The following is a 16,972-nucleotide window of genomic DNA, read 5'->3' as shown; positions in this document are numbered from 1 at the left end:
AAAATAGAAAAGCCTGGAGTTGGCATACTCCAGGCTTTTCTTTTCTACAAGAACTATTAAAATCTACTAATAAAAGTGGGATTAAAACATTCCACCACCACCTTTGTTAGTGTTATCTTCTCTTTGTTTACGTTGTAAGTTTTTGATTTTTCCTCCACCAAAGTTGTAAGTTAAACCTACATAAACGGTTTGGCTTTCCCATGAAAACTGTCCTGTTTGCGGGTAAGGATAAATTCCGTCAAATGAAAATTTCATGGTGTTGAAAACGTCATTGAAACGTACACTTATGTTCATCTTGTTGTCTAATAATGTATAACGTGAACCAATGTCTATTTTGTACATTTCGTTTCTGTGTTGTTGAATTTCTTCAACACCACCTCTGTAAAAACCGAATAATAAAAAGCTTAAACGTTTTGTTGGTTTAAAGTTTGAGTTCATACGAGCATTAAATGCTGATGTTGTAACAGTGCGTTCATAAGGTAAACTTTCACCTGAAGCAGGATCTAATTGGAAAACTACACCATGCTGTTTTATGCTTGAAAAATCAATCGATGGCTGAATATCCCACCATTTTGTAAGTTTGTAATTTAATGAAACATCAAATCCATAAGAGCTGCTATTGTCATAATTTGTAAAACCTAAAACTTGTTTATATCCTGAATCGTCATTTGGATCAGGACTTAATGTTCTGCTGATTTGATCGTTAATTCTTCTTACGAAAACACCTGCTGTTACACTTCCTTTTTCAAGCGTTTTAGTATAATTCATTTCTACAGAATTCGTAAACTGAGGTCTTAATTCCTGATTTCCGTAAGACGTTACCAATGGGGTAGAAAACTCACGAATAGGTTTTGTCTGTTCTAAACTAGGGCGGTCAACACGACGGCTATAACTTAATTGCAATACATTTTTCTCATTTAAATTATAAGTTAAATAAGCTGAAGGATATAAAGTGATATAATCATCATTAAAAGTTTTATAACCATAATTAAGATTTGAAGTAACCTTATAGCTTTCAAAACGAGTTCCAACCTGGTAACTGAATTTTTTGAATTTCTGACCAAAAGTTACGTAAGCTGAATAAATATCAGTGTCATAAATATAGTTAGAAATTTGATCCTCAGTAGCTACTAAAGGATTTTCAGTAGTATAATCATTAGTTGTTCTTGTAATTCTGGCTTCAGCACCAGCTTCAAGAGTCGTTTTATCATTTAACGGATTTACATAATCAACGTTAATAGTGCTTAATTTTCTTTTGTCATTAATAAAATCATTGTAAACAATGTCATTTACTGTGTTGGCAGGACTAGTTGTTTGAGTATCAAAATTTGAATTTTGAATCTCTTTAGTATCACTGTAGTTTCCTTCAAAATCTAAAGTATGTCCTTCTTTCTTAAAGATATGTTTGTAGGCTAAATTGTAAGTTCCGGTTGTACTTGGCCCTTGATATTTAGAATCTTGGTAGATGTTTAAAATGTCCGGGTCACCGTTATTATAATTAATATCAGTAAGAACAATTCCCGTTCCGGTAGATTTATTTTGGTTGGTATAAAATGACAAAGTATTGTGATCATTGATCAAGTAATCCATACCCACTTTATACAAGTAGTTGTCATTATCGTTTGAAATATCTAATTTTTGGTCTACATCCTGATCTAATCTTACGATATGACCTTCATTGTAATAAGTACCAAAATTTTGCCCTGCATTTCCAAAGAAATTTACTTTCCCAGTTTTATAATTCAAATCTAATGATTGATTGTATTTGGCCGTTTTTCCAAAAGTAATACCGCCACTATAGCTTCCGTTGAAACCAGTGTTAGCATTTTTGTGCAAAATAATGTTGATGATACCCGACATTCCTTCCGGATTGTATTTCGCACTTGGGTTTGTGATCAACTCAATTTTTTTGATAGAAGTTGATGGAATTTGTTTTAACAACTGCGCAGGATCAATATTTGATGGTCTTCCGTCAATTAATACACGTACATTATCGTTTCCACGAAGTGAAAGTTTTCCATCCTGATCTACGTTTACTGATGGAATGTTGCTCATAATGTCAGATGCAGAAGCTCCTGCAGTAGTCAAATCTTTACCTACAGTAATTACTTTTCGGTCAATTTTTTGTTCCATTGTTGAACGTTCAGCTACTATATTTACACCTTTAAGCTGAGTCGCTTCTTCTTCAAGAGAAACATTCACAGTTGCCGTTTTTTTACTGTCGCTTAAAATTACAGAACCAATGTATTTTCTAAATCCAATGTATTGAATTTCGATTGTATAACTTTTTAAAGCTAGATTTTTAATTGTAAAGTCCCCATTGTCATCTGTGTTTACTCCTGAAACCACTTTTCCGTTGTCTTTAATAGAAACTGTTGCGTAAGAAATAGGTGCGTTATTCGATTTTTCAGAGATTTTTCCAGACACTGTTCCGGTGTTCTGGGCCTGAGCTGTTGCGATTACTGCCAGTAATGCAAACAGAAAGAGTTTTAATTTCATAATAGTACTAGTTGATTATTTTGATTTGATTGATGATGATTGTTTTTTTGTTTTTGTTAGATTTTTTGGCTTCAAATGAATTCAAAGTTCCTATTAAGACTCTTTTGTTATCGTTATGTTACAGAAAAAAACGAAAAAGATTAAGTTTTTTTGAAGATGCCCTGTTGTTTAATAGATTAGCATTTTAGTTTTTTGATAATTTTAACATTCTATTCAAAGTGATTTTTAAGAAATTCTAAGTGTTTTGTTTAATTTTATATGTTTTTCATTTTCTGTAATTGGTGAATAAGCAGTATCTTTGCTCACTTTAAAATAAGTTTACATGTCATTATCACAAATTCTTACTCCTTCTATACAAAGCGCCATTAAGGCATTATTTGATGTTACTGTTGATAAAATCGAATTTCAAACTACCAGAAAAGAGTTTGAGGGTGATATTACAATGGTAATTTTTCCATTGCTGAAAGTAATCAAAAGCAATCCAGTCGAACTTGGAAATAAAATTGGAGATTATTTAGTTGAAAACGTTTCTGAGGTTGCCCGCTTCAATGTGGTTTCAGGTTTCCTGAATATTGTAATTGCAGATAGTTATTATTTGAATTTCTTTAATGAAATAAAAGACAATATAAAATTTGGTTATGTAACGCCAAATCCGGAAGATAAAGCTATAATGGTGGAGTATTCTTCGCCAAATACAAATAAGCCTTTGCACTTAGGTCACGTTCGTAACAATTTGTTAGGATATTCTGTAGCAGAAATTATTAAAGCATCTGGTAAAAAAGTATACAAAACGCAAATCATCAACGATCGTGGAATTCATATCTGTAAATCGATGTTGGCGTGGGAGAAATTCGGAAATGGAGAAACTCCTGAAAGTTCGAATTTAAAAGGAGATAAATTAGTTGGTAAATATTATGTAGAGTTTGATAAAGCTTACAAAGCAGAAATTAACCAATTGATAGAAACAGGAAAAACCGAAGAGGAAGCAAAAAAACAAGCGCCTATTATTGTTGAAGCACAAGATATGCTGAAGAAATGGGAAGCTGGTGATGAAAAAGTAATTGAGCTTTGGAAGATGATGAACCAATGGGTTTATGATGGTTTTGCTACCACTTACACCAATCTTGGAGTTAATTTTGATCGTTATTACTACGAAAGCAATACTTATTTGTTAGGAAAAGATGTCGTTCAGGTTGGACTTGATAAAGGAGTTTTTGAAAAAGATCCTGATGGTTCAGTTTGGATAGACTTGACAGACGAAGGTTTAGATCGTAAAATCGTATTACGTTCTGACGGAACTGCGGTTTATATGACACAAGATATTGGAACCGCAATTCAGCGTGTAAAAGATATGCCAGATGTTGGCGGAATGGTTTATACAGTTGGTAACGAACAGGATTATCACTTTAAAGTGTTGTTTTTAATCTTGAAAAAATTAGGTTTTGACTGGGCTTCAAGCTTGTATCATTTATCGTACGGAATGGTTGATTTACCTTCAGGGAAAATGAAAAGCCGTGAAGGAACTGTTGTAGATGCTGATGATTTGATGCAGAATATGACCGATACGGCTAAACAAATTTCTGAAGATTTAGGGAAATTGGATAGTTATTCTGCAGAGGAAAAAGCAAAATTGTATAAAACAATAGGTCTTGGTGCTTTGAAATATTACATCTTAAAAGTAGATCCTAAAAAACGTATTTTGTTTAATCCGGAAGAATCTGTAGATTTTGCTGGAAATACAGGTCCGTTTATCCAATATACATATGCAAGAATTCGATCGATAATCCGTAAAGCTGATTTTGAATTTTCAGCAAAAACAAATACAGAAGAGCTTCATGAAAAAGAAAAAGAATTGGTAAAACAAATCGAACTTTTTCCTGAGATAATTCAAAACGCTGCTCAAAATCATAGTCCGGCTTTGATTGCAAATTATACGTATGATTTGGTAAAAGAGTATAATTCATTCTATCAATCGGTGCATATTTTAGGAGAAGTCGATTTAACTAAAAAGATTTTCAGAGTACAGCTTTCACAAAAAGTTGCAGAGGTTATAAAATCTGCTTTAACATTATTAGGAATTGAAGTTCCGGAGAGAATGTAAACGTATGGACATAAAAAGTAAAGAGCCGGTAATTTAATTATCGGCTTTTTTTTATATCCTATTATCAGATACAGTTTGGAGATTATTGCGTTTATAACAAAGTAAAAATAAATTAATTATAATGAATTGGTTAAGGATTTGTTAAGCTGAATTTTCTTCTAAAAATATTGATTTTAGATTTGCAGCTGTGAATTTTATACTTATGTTTACAGTAAGAAAATGATTTATAAAAATACCATGATAAGCTAATAAACAAAGAAGATCCCCAGATCTTTTATGCTTTAAATAATCGAGGAAGCTGAAAATCGTAAGAGTAAGCAAAACCAAAAACATGAAAATAAATGATTAAAAAACCTTTTTTCGTATTAGCATTTTTATTTGCGCTAAGTACAATGAATGCACAAGATTTAATTAATCCATCTTATGGATTCTCTCACAGTAAAACAGCCTACATTACTTTGGCAGATGGAACAGAAATCAATGGAACTATCAGAGATATTGATAGAGAAAAAGGATTAATTGAGTATATTAAATTACAAGACGCAACTGGAAAAAAGCACAAACTTAAACCAGAAGATATTAAGTTTATGTACCTACCACCAAGCGGACTTGATAATTTAACTAAAAGTCTGGATTTTATTTCTGATTATCAAAAATGGAGTGACGATAAACTGAACCAAGCGTACATAAAAGAAGGTTACGCCTATTTTGAAACAGCTGATGTACAAGTTAAAAAGAAAACTTCAAAATTATTAATGCAACTCTTAAACCCGGGATTTAGTAAAGAGTGCAAAATATACTGTGATCCAAATGCAAAAGAAACTACTGCATTAGGAGTTGGCGGAGTTAACTTTATTGGCGGCGATGCAAAATCTTATTACGTAGCTAAAAAAGATGCACCAGCAGTTTTATTAAAGAAAAAGGAGTATAAAAAAGAGTTTGCACCATTATGGGGTAGCTGTGAGAAAGTGATTTCTGCAAATCCTGAGCCTAAATGGACAGATTTAACAAAACATGTTATTACTTACTCTGAGTGTGCAGAATCAAAATAATTGTTTTGTAAACTAAAAGATATAGAATAAAAAAGCCGATAGCATTAAAACTATCGGCTTTTTTACAACTAACACAAACCATTTTTTATTTTACGAACTTGTCGATAATTTTGTCTGTTTCTGCTTTTGAAGCGTCTGGTTTTAGATCAAACAAAAGAGAATACAATGCTTTTCTATCCACTTTAGCTTCTAAGTTTAAGTCTTGATGTCTGTCAAACAACGTTTGCCATTTGTCACGAACATTTTTCCAAAGGGCGTTGTTTTCTTTCCACCATTTTTGAGCAGCAGCACATTTAATATCCGGAACTTTAGTGTAAACATCGAATCCTTTTTCTTGTGCTAGCAATACATCTTTTCCACTGTCATCTCTAACCAGTTTGTCATTGTCTTGCTCGTGATTCCATCCAGTAGAAGTGATTTCATGAATGTTTCTTCTTTTCAAAACATTGTAGTCATTACGTTTTGTTTGCTCTCTCCTTGGTAGAGGAGCGTCAGCTACATTAGCCCAGTAATCTTTTCCGTCAACATGTACCCATGTTGATGATCCTTCATATCTCGGACTATCATCCACCTGATAAACTTTTTGAGTCCATTGTCCTTTAACTGCTTTTTTATCTAATTTTTGGTATTTCCAGGATGTTCCTTTATTGAATGAATATAAGTCTGTGTTTTCAAAAAGCCAGTCTTGTCTCCAGTGTTTAATGATCATATCGTCGCTCACAATCAATAAATGTTGCATTACAATTTTATTTGGTGTGTCTTCCAGTAATTCAACCCATTCCAAAGCCGATTCATGTTTAGTCTCTGATGGCTTGTAAGTAAGAGTATCTTTTGGATATTGAAAAGTTTCAGTAAAATTAAATTTCACTTCATAGCAACCACACATTGATTTGATCGATTTGATGTCTTGTTGTTTTTTATCCTGGCTAAATCCAAGAGTACAAGTCAAAGCCGTTACGGCCGAAAAGAAGAGGCTTTTTGTAATCATAACTTATTATTTTGTTTTAAAATTTTTTTGCAAATATATAAATTTTATTTAGAACAAATAAAAATAGTTATATATTTGCAGTCTTATTCAGACTTAATAAAAATAATGAAAATTAAAATTACCCTTTTTGCAGCAGTTCTTTTTTGCCAAATTTCTTTTTCTCAAGAAATTAAAAAAGATAGTGTTTCAGCAAATGAATTATCAGAAGTTAAAGTTACAACCGCAACGAGAACAGAAAGGGTGCTTTCGTCATTGCCTTTACCGATGACAATTATTACATCAGAAGCAATTATTAAATCTGGTGTTACAAGATTAAATGAAATTTTAAGTGAACAAACAGGAATTATTTTGATTCCAGACGAAAGTGGCTTTGAGGGTATTCAAATGCAGGGTTTAGATGCTGCTTACACGATGATTCTAATTGATGGCGTGCCGCTTGTAGGAAGAAGTGCTGGTGTTCTTGACTTATCACGAGTTTCGGTTGGAAATATTGAGAGAATTGAAATTGTAAAGGGAGCCTCTTCTGCGTTGTATGGTTCTGAAGCAATGGGAGGGGTAATAAATGTTATTACTAAAAGACCTAAAAAAGACATGTTTTCGGGTAGTCTTTCTTATAGGTATGCGACTTTTAATACTAGTGATGCGAATACAAATCTTCTTTGGAAAAAAAAGAAATTTTCGGCTAATCTTTTTGCTAATTTTTATTCTACTGATGGTTATGATTTAGATAAAAGTACACCTTTAAAAAATGTAGAACCATTTTATAATTTTACAATTCAGCCTAAAATATATTACGATTTCTCAGAGAATTTAAAATTAATTATGAGTAACCGTTTTTATGATATGAAAATGGATAACGTCGCTATTATTGATTCTGAAAATTATAAAGGTGATGCGAAAGAAAAAGAGTGGAATTCACAGGTTAAATTAGAACATAAATGGAGTTCTAAAGTATATTCTGAATATGAATTCTATGCTACCAATTACAAAAATGATTCGTTTTTAAACGATGAGAATAATGTTACTTATGAAAGTGCTTATTACAATCAATGGCTTCTTCGTCCAGAGATTAGAACTACACTTTCACTAAAAAATGATAAATTGACTGGGGGTCTTGGCTTAAATTATGAGACTTTGGATAGAACTTATTTTGATAAAAAAGTTGAGTTTAATTCACAATATGTCTTTTTGCAATATGATTATAATCCAACAGAAAGATGGAATATAATAGCTGGTTTTAGATATGATAATCACAGTGTATATGCTTCACAATTCAGTCCAAAACTCGCGGCAAACTATAAAATCAACGAAAATTTATCTTTAAAATCGTCAGTGGGTTATGGTTATAAAGCGCCAGATTTCCGTCAATTATATTTTGATTTTACAAACCCCTCAGTTGGATACACTGTTTTGGGGTATAATGTAGCCGAAGCCCGATTGGATCAGCTTCAAGAGCAAGGACAGATTTTGAGTAGAGCTGAAGGAATAAATTTCAACAGTCCATTAGAGGCTGAAAGTTCTATAAACTTCAATTTTGGAACTTTTTACAAAAAGAATAAGCTTAGGATAGATGCTAATGCTTTCTATAATTCAATAGAGAATTTGATTGACACTCGTGTTGTAGCTCAAAAAACTAATGGCCAAAATGTTTTTAGCTATTTTAATATAAGTCAAATTTTTACGTATGGTTTAGAATTTAATTCCACGTATGACTTTACTAAACAATTATCGGTTTCATTTGGATATCAATATTTAACAGCAAAGGATAAATCGGTTTTAGATAATTTCGAAGACTATCAATATATCCGTAACTCCGATTTACAAACGGTTCAGATTAATAAATCGGATTATTTCGGATTGTATAACAGGTCTAAGCATACTGCAAATATCAAAGTTGCTTATTCTATTCCAAAAAGTAAGACCGATATCAATTTGCGTATTTTTTATAGAAGTAAATATGGAATGTTTGATACTAACGGAAATCAAATTCTGGATAAATACGACACATTTGTTGCTGATTACTTCATAACAAACTTATCTATTTCAAAATATATCGGAGATAAATTTATGCTTCAAGGAGGAGCAAACAATTTACTTGATTTTACAGATCCTAGTCAAATTAGTAACCTAGCAGGAAGGCAGCTTTTTGCACGAATTCAATATAATTTTTAATCAACATTTATTTAAACACTTTTATCATGAAAACAAATTTTTTAAAACTTTCGATTTTAGCTCTTGTACTTTTTACTGCATCTTGTAGTAGTGATGATAATAATGATAATACAATTCCGGCTGTTGAAACAAAAACAGTATCAAATCTTTATGCTCCTCAAACTGGGGGACAAGGACAGCCAGAAGGTGGTGAATTTACAAAATTCAGTTTTTCTGAAAATAAAGTAGTAACTGACGGTAAGTGGGATATTGCCTTTCGTGGAACAAAGATTATTGTAAACGGAGGAGCTAAAATTGGTATTACTGACGAGCCAGGAAGAACAGGATCTGCTGCTGTTAGTATTGTTTCAGGTACATTTGCCAGCGTAACTGCATTTCCTGCAGCCAATACTTTTGCTCAAGACGCTTCTACTGTTTACGCATTTCCTACTTCAGGAGAAAATGCTTGGTATGATTATAATTCTACTACTCATATTATTTCTGCAAAAGCAGGAAAAGTATTCGTTGTGAAAACACACGATGGTAAATACGCAAAATTAGAAATCCTTAGCTATTATAAAGATGCACCGGCAACTCCCGAGGCAACTTCCGCTTCAAGATATTTTACTTTTAAGTTTGCTTATCAAGCTAATAGCACAACAACATTCTAATAAAATATTTAGTTATTGAGAATTAACTTTCCTTCCAATTGGTATGTTTAAAATTAATACCCAATTAAGTGAACTTGCTTTGCTTTTTTGAAAATTAGTTAATTCATTAGCTTTGTTTTTTTTTATTTTTTTTGAGAGAGGTTAGATTTATCTAGCCTCTTTTTTTGTTTTTTATTTTAATGTTAAAAAGGGTTGTAAATTAATGTTTAACTCTATCTTTGCACATGTTTTTTTAATATGGAATTAACAGGAAATTTTAATATTTTTCAGTCCAGGCCATTCTTCAAATTATAAATAATAAGTGAATACAAAGTCCTATTTTTTTCAGTCTTTCGCAATTGTCGCACTGGCATTTATCGCCTTTATCGGATTCAAACAAGTTTTACCGGATAAAATCTTTTCGGATAGTAAAATAGATTCTAAAAATGTATTAATTGATAGTATGCTTTTGGAGTCAGTTGCCAATGACTCTTTGTCTTTGGAAAACGACAGCATTGCTGTTGCAGAACAGGAAGAAGCACAACAGGAAATTGTTTTTGAAAATACAGAAGGAATCGAATTTCCATCAGAAACTTTCGAAAACTATAAAGGATACCAATATCTGGTTTCGTTTTACGAGAAGTTATATCAACTTGAAAAAAATCCACAAGCTAAAGTCCGAATCGCTTATTATGGCGACTCTATGACCGATGGCGATTTAATTGTTCAGGACGTAAGAACAAATTATCAGGAACGTTTTGGTGGAAATGGAGTTGGATTTGTATCCATAACTTCAGAATCTGCAGCATCTAGAGGCTCCGTAAAGTCGGTTTATTCTAAAAACTGGAAATCGCAATCTTATTTAAATGTAAAAAGACCAACAAGTCCTTTTGGAGTAAATGGTCACGTGTTTTTTGCTAATGATAAAACCAATGCAACCTGGGTTCAATACGAAGCAGGAACGAATAAATATTCAACGACTTTAGATAACCCGGTATTGTTTTATGGTAAATCTACTAAAAGAGGAAATATAAACTTCATCATTGGTAAAGATACACTTCGAAAAAATCTTGTTCCAAGTAATTTGGTTAATAGCCTAAAAGTAACTTCAGGCAGTATAAAAGCATTCAAAGCTAATTTTGTCCATGCCGATTCTATTCCGATTTACGGATTTAATTTCGATAATGGAAGCGGGGTTCACGTTGACAATTTTTCACAAAGAGGAAATTCAGGATTACCAATTTCAATGTTTGATGCCGATGTAATGAGAGCGTTCAATAATAATCTAAAATACGATTTGGTTGTCTTGCATTACGGAACAAACGTCTTGAATTACGGAACCAAGAATTACTATTGGTATGAAAAGGGAATGAAAAAAGCCGTGAATAAAATAAGAGAATCTTTTCCGGGAGTTTCAATTCTGATTGTTTCGACTGCTGATAAATCAACGAAATATGATTTAGAGATGAAAACAGATTCAGCTGTTGTTCCTTTAATGAAAGCGCAAAAAAGATATGCCTTAGAATCAGAATCCGGATTTGTCAACTTATACACTTTAATGGGTGGAGACGGTTCTATGGTAAAATGGGCTGATGAAACTCCGGCAAGAGCCAATAAAGATTATACGCATTTTAATCAGCGTGGTGCAAAAGCAATCGGAAGATTATTATACGATCAGTTGAATAAAGGTTACGAAGAATATAAAATATTGCGAGAGAAACGTGATGTTGTTTCTCGTCAGCAAAGGGCCGCACGAAAAACAAACACAGACTCGGTTTCTGTCATAAAAGATAGTGTAAATGAATAAACTAATTATTTTCTTTTGTTGTCTTTTTTTATCTGCAAATAACAAAGTGCAAAAGACAGTTCCACTTCCAATAACTAAACCCATGACTAGTAAAACGGATACCACTACAGTCGATTCTTTTTCTGATGAAAAGATTTATAACGCAAAAGCATTGGAAAGTATTTTTCAGAAATTAAATGAAAATGATAGTCAGAAAAGTCAAAAGATAAATATGGTTCATATTGGTGATTCTCATATTCAGGGTGACCTAATGACCAATGAAATTAGAAAAAATCTGCAACAGCGATTTGGAAATGCAGGAAGAGGTTTGGTTTTTCCGTATCAATTGGCCAAAACAAACGGATCTTATAACGAACGTTTCCGCTCGAACAGAACATGGGAAAGTTACCGAAACATTCATCCGCATAAAAATTATCCGGTTGGTCTAAGCGGAATTGGACTTTGGAGAGATAATGGCGGATTTGCAGTGGAGTTGAATGTGAAAGATCCTGCTTATAAGTTCAATACAATTAAGATTATAACACCTCAAAACCAGAATATGTTTGATTTGGCAACATCATCTCAAACCAATATTATTCAGTCAACAGAGCGAAAAATAATCACACATAAAATCAAAAAAGGAGAAGCGATTTCGACTATTGCCGATAAATACAATATTTCGGTTGCGGATATTAAGAAAACAAATGGTTTAAAATCAAATAATATTCGTGCCGGAAGAACATTGAAAATTCCAACGAATGAAACAAAACCAAAAGCAATTAAGAGTTCAGCTTTTGTTTCTTTAGATATAGAATCAGATTCATTTTGCCATTATTACAATTCTGAAAAAGCATTAGATAAAATCTTCCTGATTCCGAATAAAGATGCTTCAAGATTCGAACTAAACGGAATTGTTTTAGAAAAAAATGTACCAGGAGTGCTTTATAGTAGTATTGGAGTAAACGGAGCCAAATTTTCAGATTATAATAAATATCCGTTATTCTTTGAACAGTTAAAAGCGTTGCATCCTGATTTGCTGATTTTTTCTTTGGGAACAAATGAAAGCTATGATCATATGGAAGCTTCGGCTTATATTAAGGAATTGCGTCAGTTTATAAAAAACATAAGGGATCAGAATATCAATGTTCCTATAATTGTGATGACACCACCGCCTTCTTTTCTTAAAGCTAGAAGACCTAATATTTACGTTCATGATTATGCGAAAAGTATCCTCGGAATTGCAAAAGAAGATGGTTTTGCAGTTTGGGATTTATATGATGAATTTGGAGGAATGGAAGGTGTCCGAAAATTAAAAGCGGAAAAATTAATTGGTACGGACTATGTTCATTATTCTAAAAAAGGATACGAAAAACAAGGGAATTTGTTTACACAGGCGTTTTTAAAAGCATACGATAATTTTAAATTAAAAAATTAAGTTGATTACAATTGATAGCATAAATAATTGGTTTGTTCAAAACTTTGGGGAAGTTACTTTAGAGCAGGCTAAAAGCTGGTTTATTTATAATCCCGACGAAAAATTATTATTTAATACCGGTTTATTTCTGGGATTATTTCTGGTTTTTTATTTTGTGTATGGCTTTTTACGCAAAACATTTTATTTGAGATTAACGTACGTTATTCTGTTCTCGCTTTTCTTTTATTATAAGTCAAGCGGAATTTACTTTTTGCTTTTGTTACTTTCTTCTGTAGTCGATTATGGACTGAGTCAGATTATTTACAACACAGCGAAAGACAGTACCAAAAAAGTGTATTTGGTTATAAGTGTAATTCTGAATTTAGGATTACTGGGGTATTTCAAATACATGAACTTTATGATTGTGACGTACAATGATATGTTCAATGGTCATTTCGAACTTCATAATGTTTTTCTTCCGGTCGGAATTTCATTCTATACTTTTCAGTCGATGAGTTATATTATTGAGATTTACAGGGAAGAAATTAAACCAACAAAAAACTATATTGAATACCTGTTTTTCGTTTCGTTTTTCCCGCAATTAGTTGCCGGACCAATTGTTAGAGCGAAAGACTTCCTGCCTCAGATTTATCAAAAATTAAACCTGACTAAGCAAGATGTAAACAACGCTTTGTTTTTAATTATTGGTGGTTTAATTAAGAAAACGGTTATTTCAAATTATATATCAATAAACTTCGTAGATCGTGTTTTTGATACACCGATGAGTTATACTTCATTCGAAAATTTAATGGCATCTTACGGATATGCTATTCAAATTTATTGCGACTTTTCAGGATATTCAGATATGGCAATCGGAATCGCTTTATTGCTAGGATTCAAATTACCAGCCAACTTTAGAACGCCCTATAAATCGGTTTCGATCACCGATTTCTGGAGAAGATGGCATATTTCATTATCAACCTGGCTGAAAGATTTCCTGTATATCTCTATTGGAGGAAACAGAAAAGGCTCATTTGCAGGATTCTTATTCCCAAGTTTATTCTTCTTCGGATTATTGCTTTGGGGAATTACAAATAGGAACACCAGCATTATTCCATTAGCAATTGCAATTGGGTCAATTGTTGTTTTTTGTCTTTCGTTTTTGCTTTCAAAAAAGAAAAACCAAACGTTGGTAACCAATTTTAATTTGTTTACTACAATGCTTTTAGGAGGGTTGTGGCACGGAGCCGGAGCACAATTTATCGTTTGGGGAGCTTTACACGGATTAGCATTGGCCGTTCATAAAATTTTCATGGAACTTTTTCCTTCTAAAAAAGAAGGCCCAAGTTGGTTATGGACATTCTTTTCTATCTTAATCACGTTCCATTTCGTAGTTTTCTGCTGGATCTTTTTCCGAGCCAGAGATTTCGAAACAGCGTTGCAGGTAATCAACAATATTGGTCAGTTAACTTTCGAACCAGAAAATTGGAAAGCTATAGTTTTAGGATATAAAAATGTATTTTTATTAATGTTGTTCGGGTACGTTTGGCATTTCTTACCAGAAGTTGTTACAGATAAAATGAAATGGGTTTTTGATAACACACCTTTATTACTAAAAGCAGTAATTCTGGGCTTCGTGTACTGGATCGTGTACGCAACAGCAGTAGCAGGCTCACAGCCGTTTATTTACTTTCAATTCTAATTATAAGGTTCAAAGGAACAAAGTTACAAAGGCACAAAGGTTTATTCTTTGTGCCTTTTTTGTTTCTCGCAGATTTAGGAGATTTAGCGGATTTTTTCATGCTTAATCTAAAAAAAAATAATTTGCCTAATCTGCTAAATCTGCGAAAAAAAAAACTTCGCGCCTTAGTGGCTTCGTGGCAAAAACTACCTATAAATAAAAATTGCCTGAAATATCTAATTAGATTATCTTTGCACTTCAAATAAAGAAAATAGTATGTTTGATAATTTAAGTGATAAGTTAGATAAAGCGTTTCATATATTAAAAGGACACGGTAAAATTACAGAAGTAAACGTTGCCGATACCTTGAAAGAAGTTCGTCGTGCCTTATTAGACGCCGATGTTAACTTTAAAATTGCCAAAGATTTTACAACCAAAGTAAAAGAAAAAGCAATTGGACAGGACGTTTTAACAACGCTTCAGCCAGGACAATTATTGGTGAAGCTGGTAAAAGATGAGTTGACAGAATTAATGGGTGGCGATGTTGCCGGAATTAATCTTTCAGGAACTCCATCTGTGATCTTAATGTCAGGATTGCAAGGTTCTGGTAAAACGACTTTCTCAGGAAAATTAGCCAACTTCTTAAAGACTAAGAAAAATAAAAAACCACTTCTTGTAGCGTGTGATATCTACCGTCCTGCGGCGATTAACCAGTTGCATGTTGTGGGAGACCAAATAGGTGTTGAGGTTTACTCAGAGCCAGAAAATAAAAATCCTGTTGAAATTGCTCAAAATGCAATCAAACACGCGAAAGCAAATGGTTTCAATGTCGTTATTGTCGATACGGCTGGTCGTTTGGCAGTAGACAAAGAAATGATGGATGAAATTGCTCGTGTTCATAAAGCAATTCAGCCTCAGGAAACTTTGTTCGTTGTGGATGCAATGACAGGACAAGATGCTGTAAATACAGCAAAAGCTTTCAACGATATCCTGAATTTTGATGGAGTTATCTTAACAAAATTAGATGGTGATACTCGTGGTGGAGCTGCAATTTCGATTAAATCGGTTGTAAACAAACCAATCAAATTTGTGGGTACAGGCGAAAAGATGGAAGCAATTGATGTTTTCTATCCAGATCGTATGGCTGAGCGTATCCTTGGTATGGGGGACGTTGTGTCTCTTGTAGAAAGAGCGCAAGAGCAATTTGACGAAGAAGAAGCAAGAAAACTTCAAAAGAAAATCGCTAAAAACGAATTTGGTTTTGATGATTTCTTAACGCAAATTCAGCAAGTAAAGAAAATGGGTAATATGAAAGACTTGGTTGGAATGATACCAGGTGCTTCAAAAGCCATGAAAGATGTAGAAATCGAAGATGATGCTTTCAAACATATTGAAGCAATCATTCACTCGATGACGCCAATCGAAAGAAGTAAACCTGCCATTATCGACGTAAAAAGGAAAGCCAGAATCGCTAAAGGTTCCGGAACCAAAGTCGAGCAAGTAAATCAGTTAATGAAGCAATTCGACCAAATGAGCAAAATGATGAAGATGATGCAAGGTCCAGGCGGAAAAAACCTGATGAAAATGATGGGAGGCATGAAAGGAATGCCAGGCGGAATGCCGAGATAATAAAATTAAAAGTTTCAAGTTTCAGGTTTCAGGTTTTGAAACAGAAATTTGAAACTTTTTTTAATATAGTAAATACAAGTTTCGTTTAACTTGAAACTTTAAACCTGAAACAAAAATAACAAAACGCAATGCAACTACTAGACGGTAAAAAAACAGCAGAAGACATTAAAAACGAAATTGCAGCCGAAGTTCAATCTATAAAAGCAGCAGGAGGAAAAGTACCTCATTTAGCAGCAGTTATTGTGGGGAGCAACGGAGCAAGTTTAACTTACGTAGGAAGTAAAGTAAAATCTTGCCAGCAAATTGGTTTCGATTCAACTCTGGTAGCTTTGCCTGAAGATATTACAGAAGAAGCTTTATTAGCGAAAATTAAAGAATTAAATGAAGACGATAACCTTGACGGATATATCGTTCAGTTGCCTTTGCCAAAACATATCGACGAGCAAAAAATTCTTTTAGCAATCGATCCTGATAAAGATGTTGATGGTTTTCACCCAACAAACTTTGGAAGAATGGCATTGGAAATGGAAAGTTTCATTCCTGCAACGCCTTTCGGAATTATGGAATTGTTAGAGCGTTACAAAGTAGAAACGTCTGGAAAACATACCGTAGTTATCGGAAGAAGCCACATCGTAGGGCGTCCAATGAGTATTTTAATGAGCCGTAAAGGAAACCCTGGAGATTCAACAGTTACGTTAACACACAGCCGTACTAAAAACTTAGCCGAGTTCACTAAAAATGCTGATATTATTATCACGGCTTTAGGAGTTCCTGAATTTTTAAAAGGAGATATGGTTAAAGACGGAGTTGTGATTATCGACGTTGGAATTACTCGTGTAGAAGATGCATCAAACGCAAAAGGATATGTAATAAAAGGTGACGTTGATTTTGATGGAGTAAGCAAAAAAGCATCTTTCATCACACCAGTTCCGGGCGGAGTAGGACCAATGACAATTGCGATGTTGTTGAAAAATACACTTTTAGCAAGAAAAATGAGAAGCGCAAAAAACAAATAATTTGA

Annotated in this window: 11 protein-coding genes; 9 read left to right on the top strand and 2 right to left on the bottom strand. The window is 33.2% G+C overall.

The features are described from left to right. Positions 1 to 81: 81 nt before the first annotated feature. A complete protein-coding gene (locus Q7C23_RS16860; protein ID WP_375033620.1) occupies positions 82 to 2,499 on the bottom strand; it encodes a TonB-dependent receptor domain-containing protein in 2,418 nt (805 codons plus the stop codon). A gap of 322 nt (positions 2,500 to 2,821) precedes the next feature. On the opposite strand from Q7C23_RS16860, the gene argS reads away from it, so the two are divergent. Further along, positions 2,822 to 4,600, top strand: coding sequence for an arginine--tRNA ligase (gene argS, locus Q7C23_RS16855; RefSeq protein ID WP_375033619.1), 1,779 nt, complete (start codon positions 2,822 to 2,824; stop codon positions 4,598 to 4,600). A 341-nt stretch (positions 4,601 to 4,941) separates the two neighbouring features. Beyond that, the gene (locus Q7C23_RS16850; protein ID WP_375033618.1) at positions 4,942 to 5,652 is read left to right on the top strand and encodes a hypothetical protein; all 711 of its coding nucleotides are present in this window, start codon (positions 4,942 to 4,944) and stop codon (positions 5,650 to 5,652) included. Positions 5,653 to 5,737: 85 nt separating this feature from the next. On the opposite strand, the gene Q7C23_RS16845 is transcribed toward Q7C23_RS16850, so the two are convergent. Further along, a complete protein-coding gene (locus Q7C23_RS16845) occupies positions 5,738 to 6,640 on the bottom strand; it encodes a DUF6607 family protein (RefSeq protein ID WP_375033617.1) in 903 nt (300 codons plus the stop codon). Between the two features lie 105 nt (positions 6,641 to 6,745). On the opposite strand from Q7C23_RS16845, the gene Q7C23_RS16840 reads away from it, so the two are divergent. The 7 genes from Q7C23_RS16840 (at position 6,746) to Q7C23_RS16810 (ending at position 16,967) form a co-directional block, all read left to right on the top strand. Next, a complete protein-coding gene (locus Q7C23_RS16840; RefSeq protein WP_375033616.1) occupies positions 6,746 to 8,812 on the top strand; it encodes a TonB-dependent receptor plug domain-containing protein in 2,067 nt (688 codons plus the stop codon). Between the two features lie 26 nt (positions 8,813 to 8,838). Continuing rightward, the gene (locus Q7C23_RS16835) at positions 8,839 to 9,462 is read left to right on the top strand and encodes an HmuY family protein (RefSeq protein ID WP_375033615.1); all 624 of its coding nucleotides are present in this window, start codon (positions 8,839 to 8,841) and stop codon (positions 9,460 to 9,462) included. Positions 9,463 to 9,763: 301 nt separating this feature from the next. Beyond that, positions 9,764 to 11,248 carry an SGNH/GDSL hydrolase family protein gene (locus tag Q7C23_RS16830; RefSeq protein WP_375033614.1) on the top strand — a complete coding sequence of 495 codons (1,485 nt, stop codon included), beginning with the start codon at positions 9,764 to 9,766 and terminating at the stop codon, positions 11,246 to 11,248. Positions 11,249 to 11,330: 82 nt separating this feature from the next. Beyond that, positions 11,331 to 12,662, top strand: a complete 1,332-nt coding sequence (locus tag Q7C23_RS16825; RefSeq protein ID WP_375033613.1) for a GDSL-type esterase/lipase family protein — start codon at positions 11,331 to 11,333, stop codon at positions 12,660 to 12,662. 1 nt (position 12,663) lies between these two features. Further along, complete coding sequence (locus Q7C23_RS16820) at positions 12,664 to 14,343, top strand: MBOAT family O-acyltransferase (protein ID WP_375033612.1); 1,680 nt, start codon at positions 12,664 to 12,666, stop codon at positions 14,341 to 14,343. Between the two features lie 255 nt (positions 14,344 to 14,598). Further along, positions 14,599 to 15,951, top strand: a complete 1,353-nt coding sequence (ffh, locus tag Q7C23_RS16815; protein ID WP_056195625.1) for a signal recognition particle protein — start codon at positions 14,599 to 14,601, stop codon at positions 15,949 to 15,951. Positions 15,952 to 16,079: 128 nt separating this feature from the next. Further along, on the top strand, positions 16,080 to 16,967 hold the full coding sequence (locus Q7C23_RS16810) for a bifunctional 5,10-methylenetetrahydrofolate dehydrogenase/5,10-methenyltetrahydrofolate cyclohydrolase (protein WP_375033611.1): 888 nt from the start codon (positions 16,080 to 16,082) through the stop codon (positions 16,965 to 16,967). The last annotated feature ends 5 nt before the right edge of the window (positions 16,968 to 16,972 follow it).

The sequence above is a fragment of the Flavobacterium sp. LAR06 genome (genome assembly GCF_041946075.1).
In the GTDB taxonomy this organism is placed as follows: Bacteria; Bacteroidota; Bacteroidia; order Flavobacteriales; family Flavobacteriaceae; genus Flavobacterium.
This window is presented reverse-complemented; position numbering and strand designations above follow the sequence as displayed.

What these genes read in the sequence shown, in the direction of transcription:
- Q7C23_RS16860 (WP_375033620.1), bottom strand. Translation starts at nt 2,499, where the DNA reads ATGAAATTAAAACTCTTTCTGTTTGCATTACTGGCAGTAATCGCAACA.
- argS (WP_375033619.1), top strand. Translation starts at nt 2,822, where the DNA reads ATGTCATTATCACAAATTCTTACTCCTTCTATACAAAGCGCCATTAAG.
- Q7C23_RS16850 (WP_375033618.1), top strand. Translation starts at nt 4,942, where the DNA reads ATGATTAAAAAACCTTTTTTCGTATTAGCATTTTTATTTGCGCTAAGT.
- Q7C23_RS16845 (WP_375033617.1), bottom strand. Translation starts at nt 6,640, where the DNA reads ATGATTACAAAAAGCCTCTTCTTTTCGGCCGTAACGGCTTTGACTTGT.
- Q7C23_RS16840 (WP_375033616.1), top strand. Translation starts at nt 6,746, where the DNA reads ATGAAAATTAAAATTACCCTTTTTGCAGCAGTTCTTTTTTGCCAAATT.
- Q7C23_RS16835 (WP_375033615.1), top strand. Translation starts at nt 8,839, where the DNA reads ATGAAAACAAATTTTTTAAAACTTTCGATTTTAGCTCTTGTACTTTTT.
- Q7C23_RS16825 (WP_375033613.1), top strand. Translation starts at nt 11,331, where the DNA reads ATGACTAGTAAAACGGATACCACTACAGTCGATTCTTTTTCTGATGAA.
- ffh (WP_056195625.1), top strand. Translation starts at nt 14,599, where the DNA reads ATGTTTGATAATTTAAGTGATAAGTTAGATAAAGCGTTTCATATATTA.
- Q7C23_RS16810 (WP_375033611.1), top strand. Translation starts at nt 16,080, where the DNA reads ATGCAACTACTAGACGGTAAAAAAACAGCAGAAGACATTAAAAACGAA.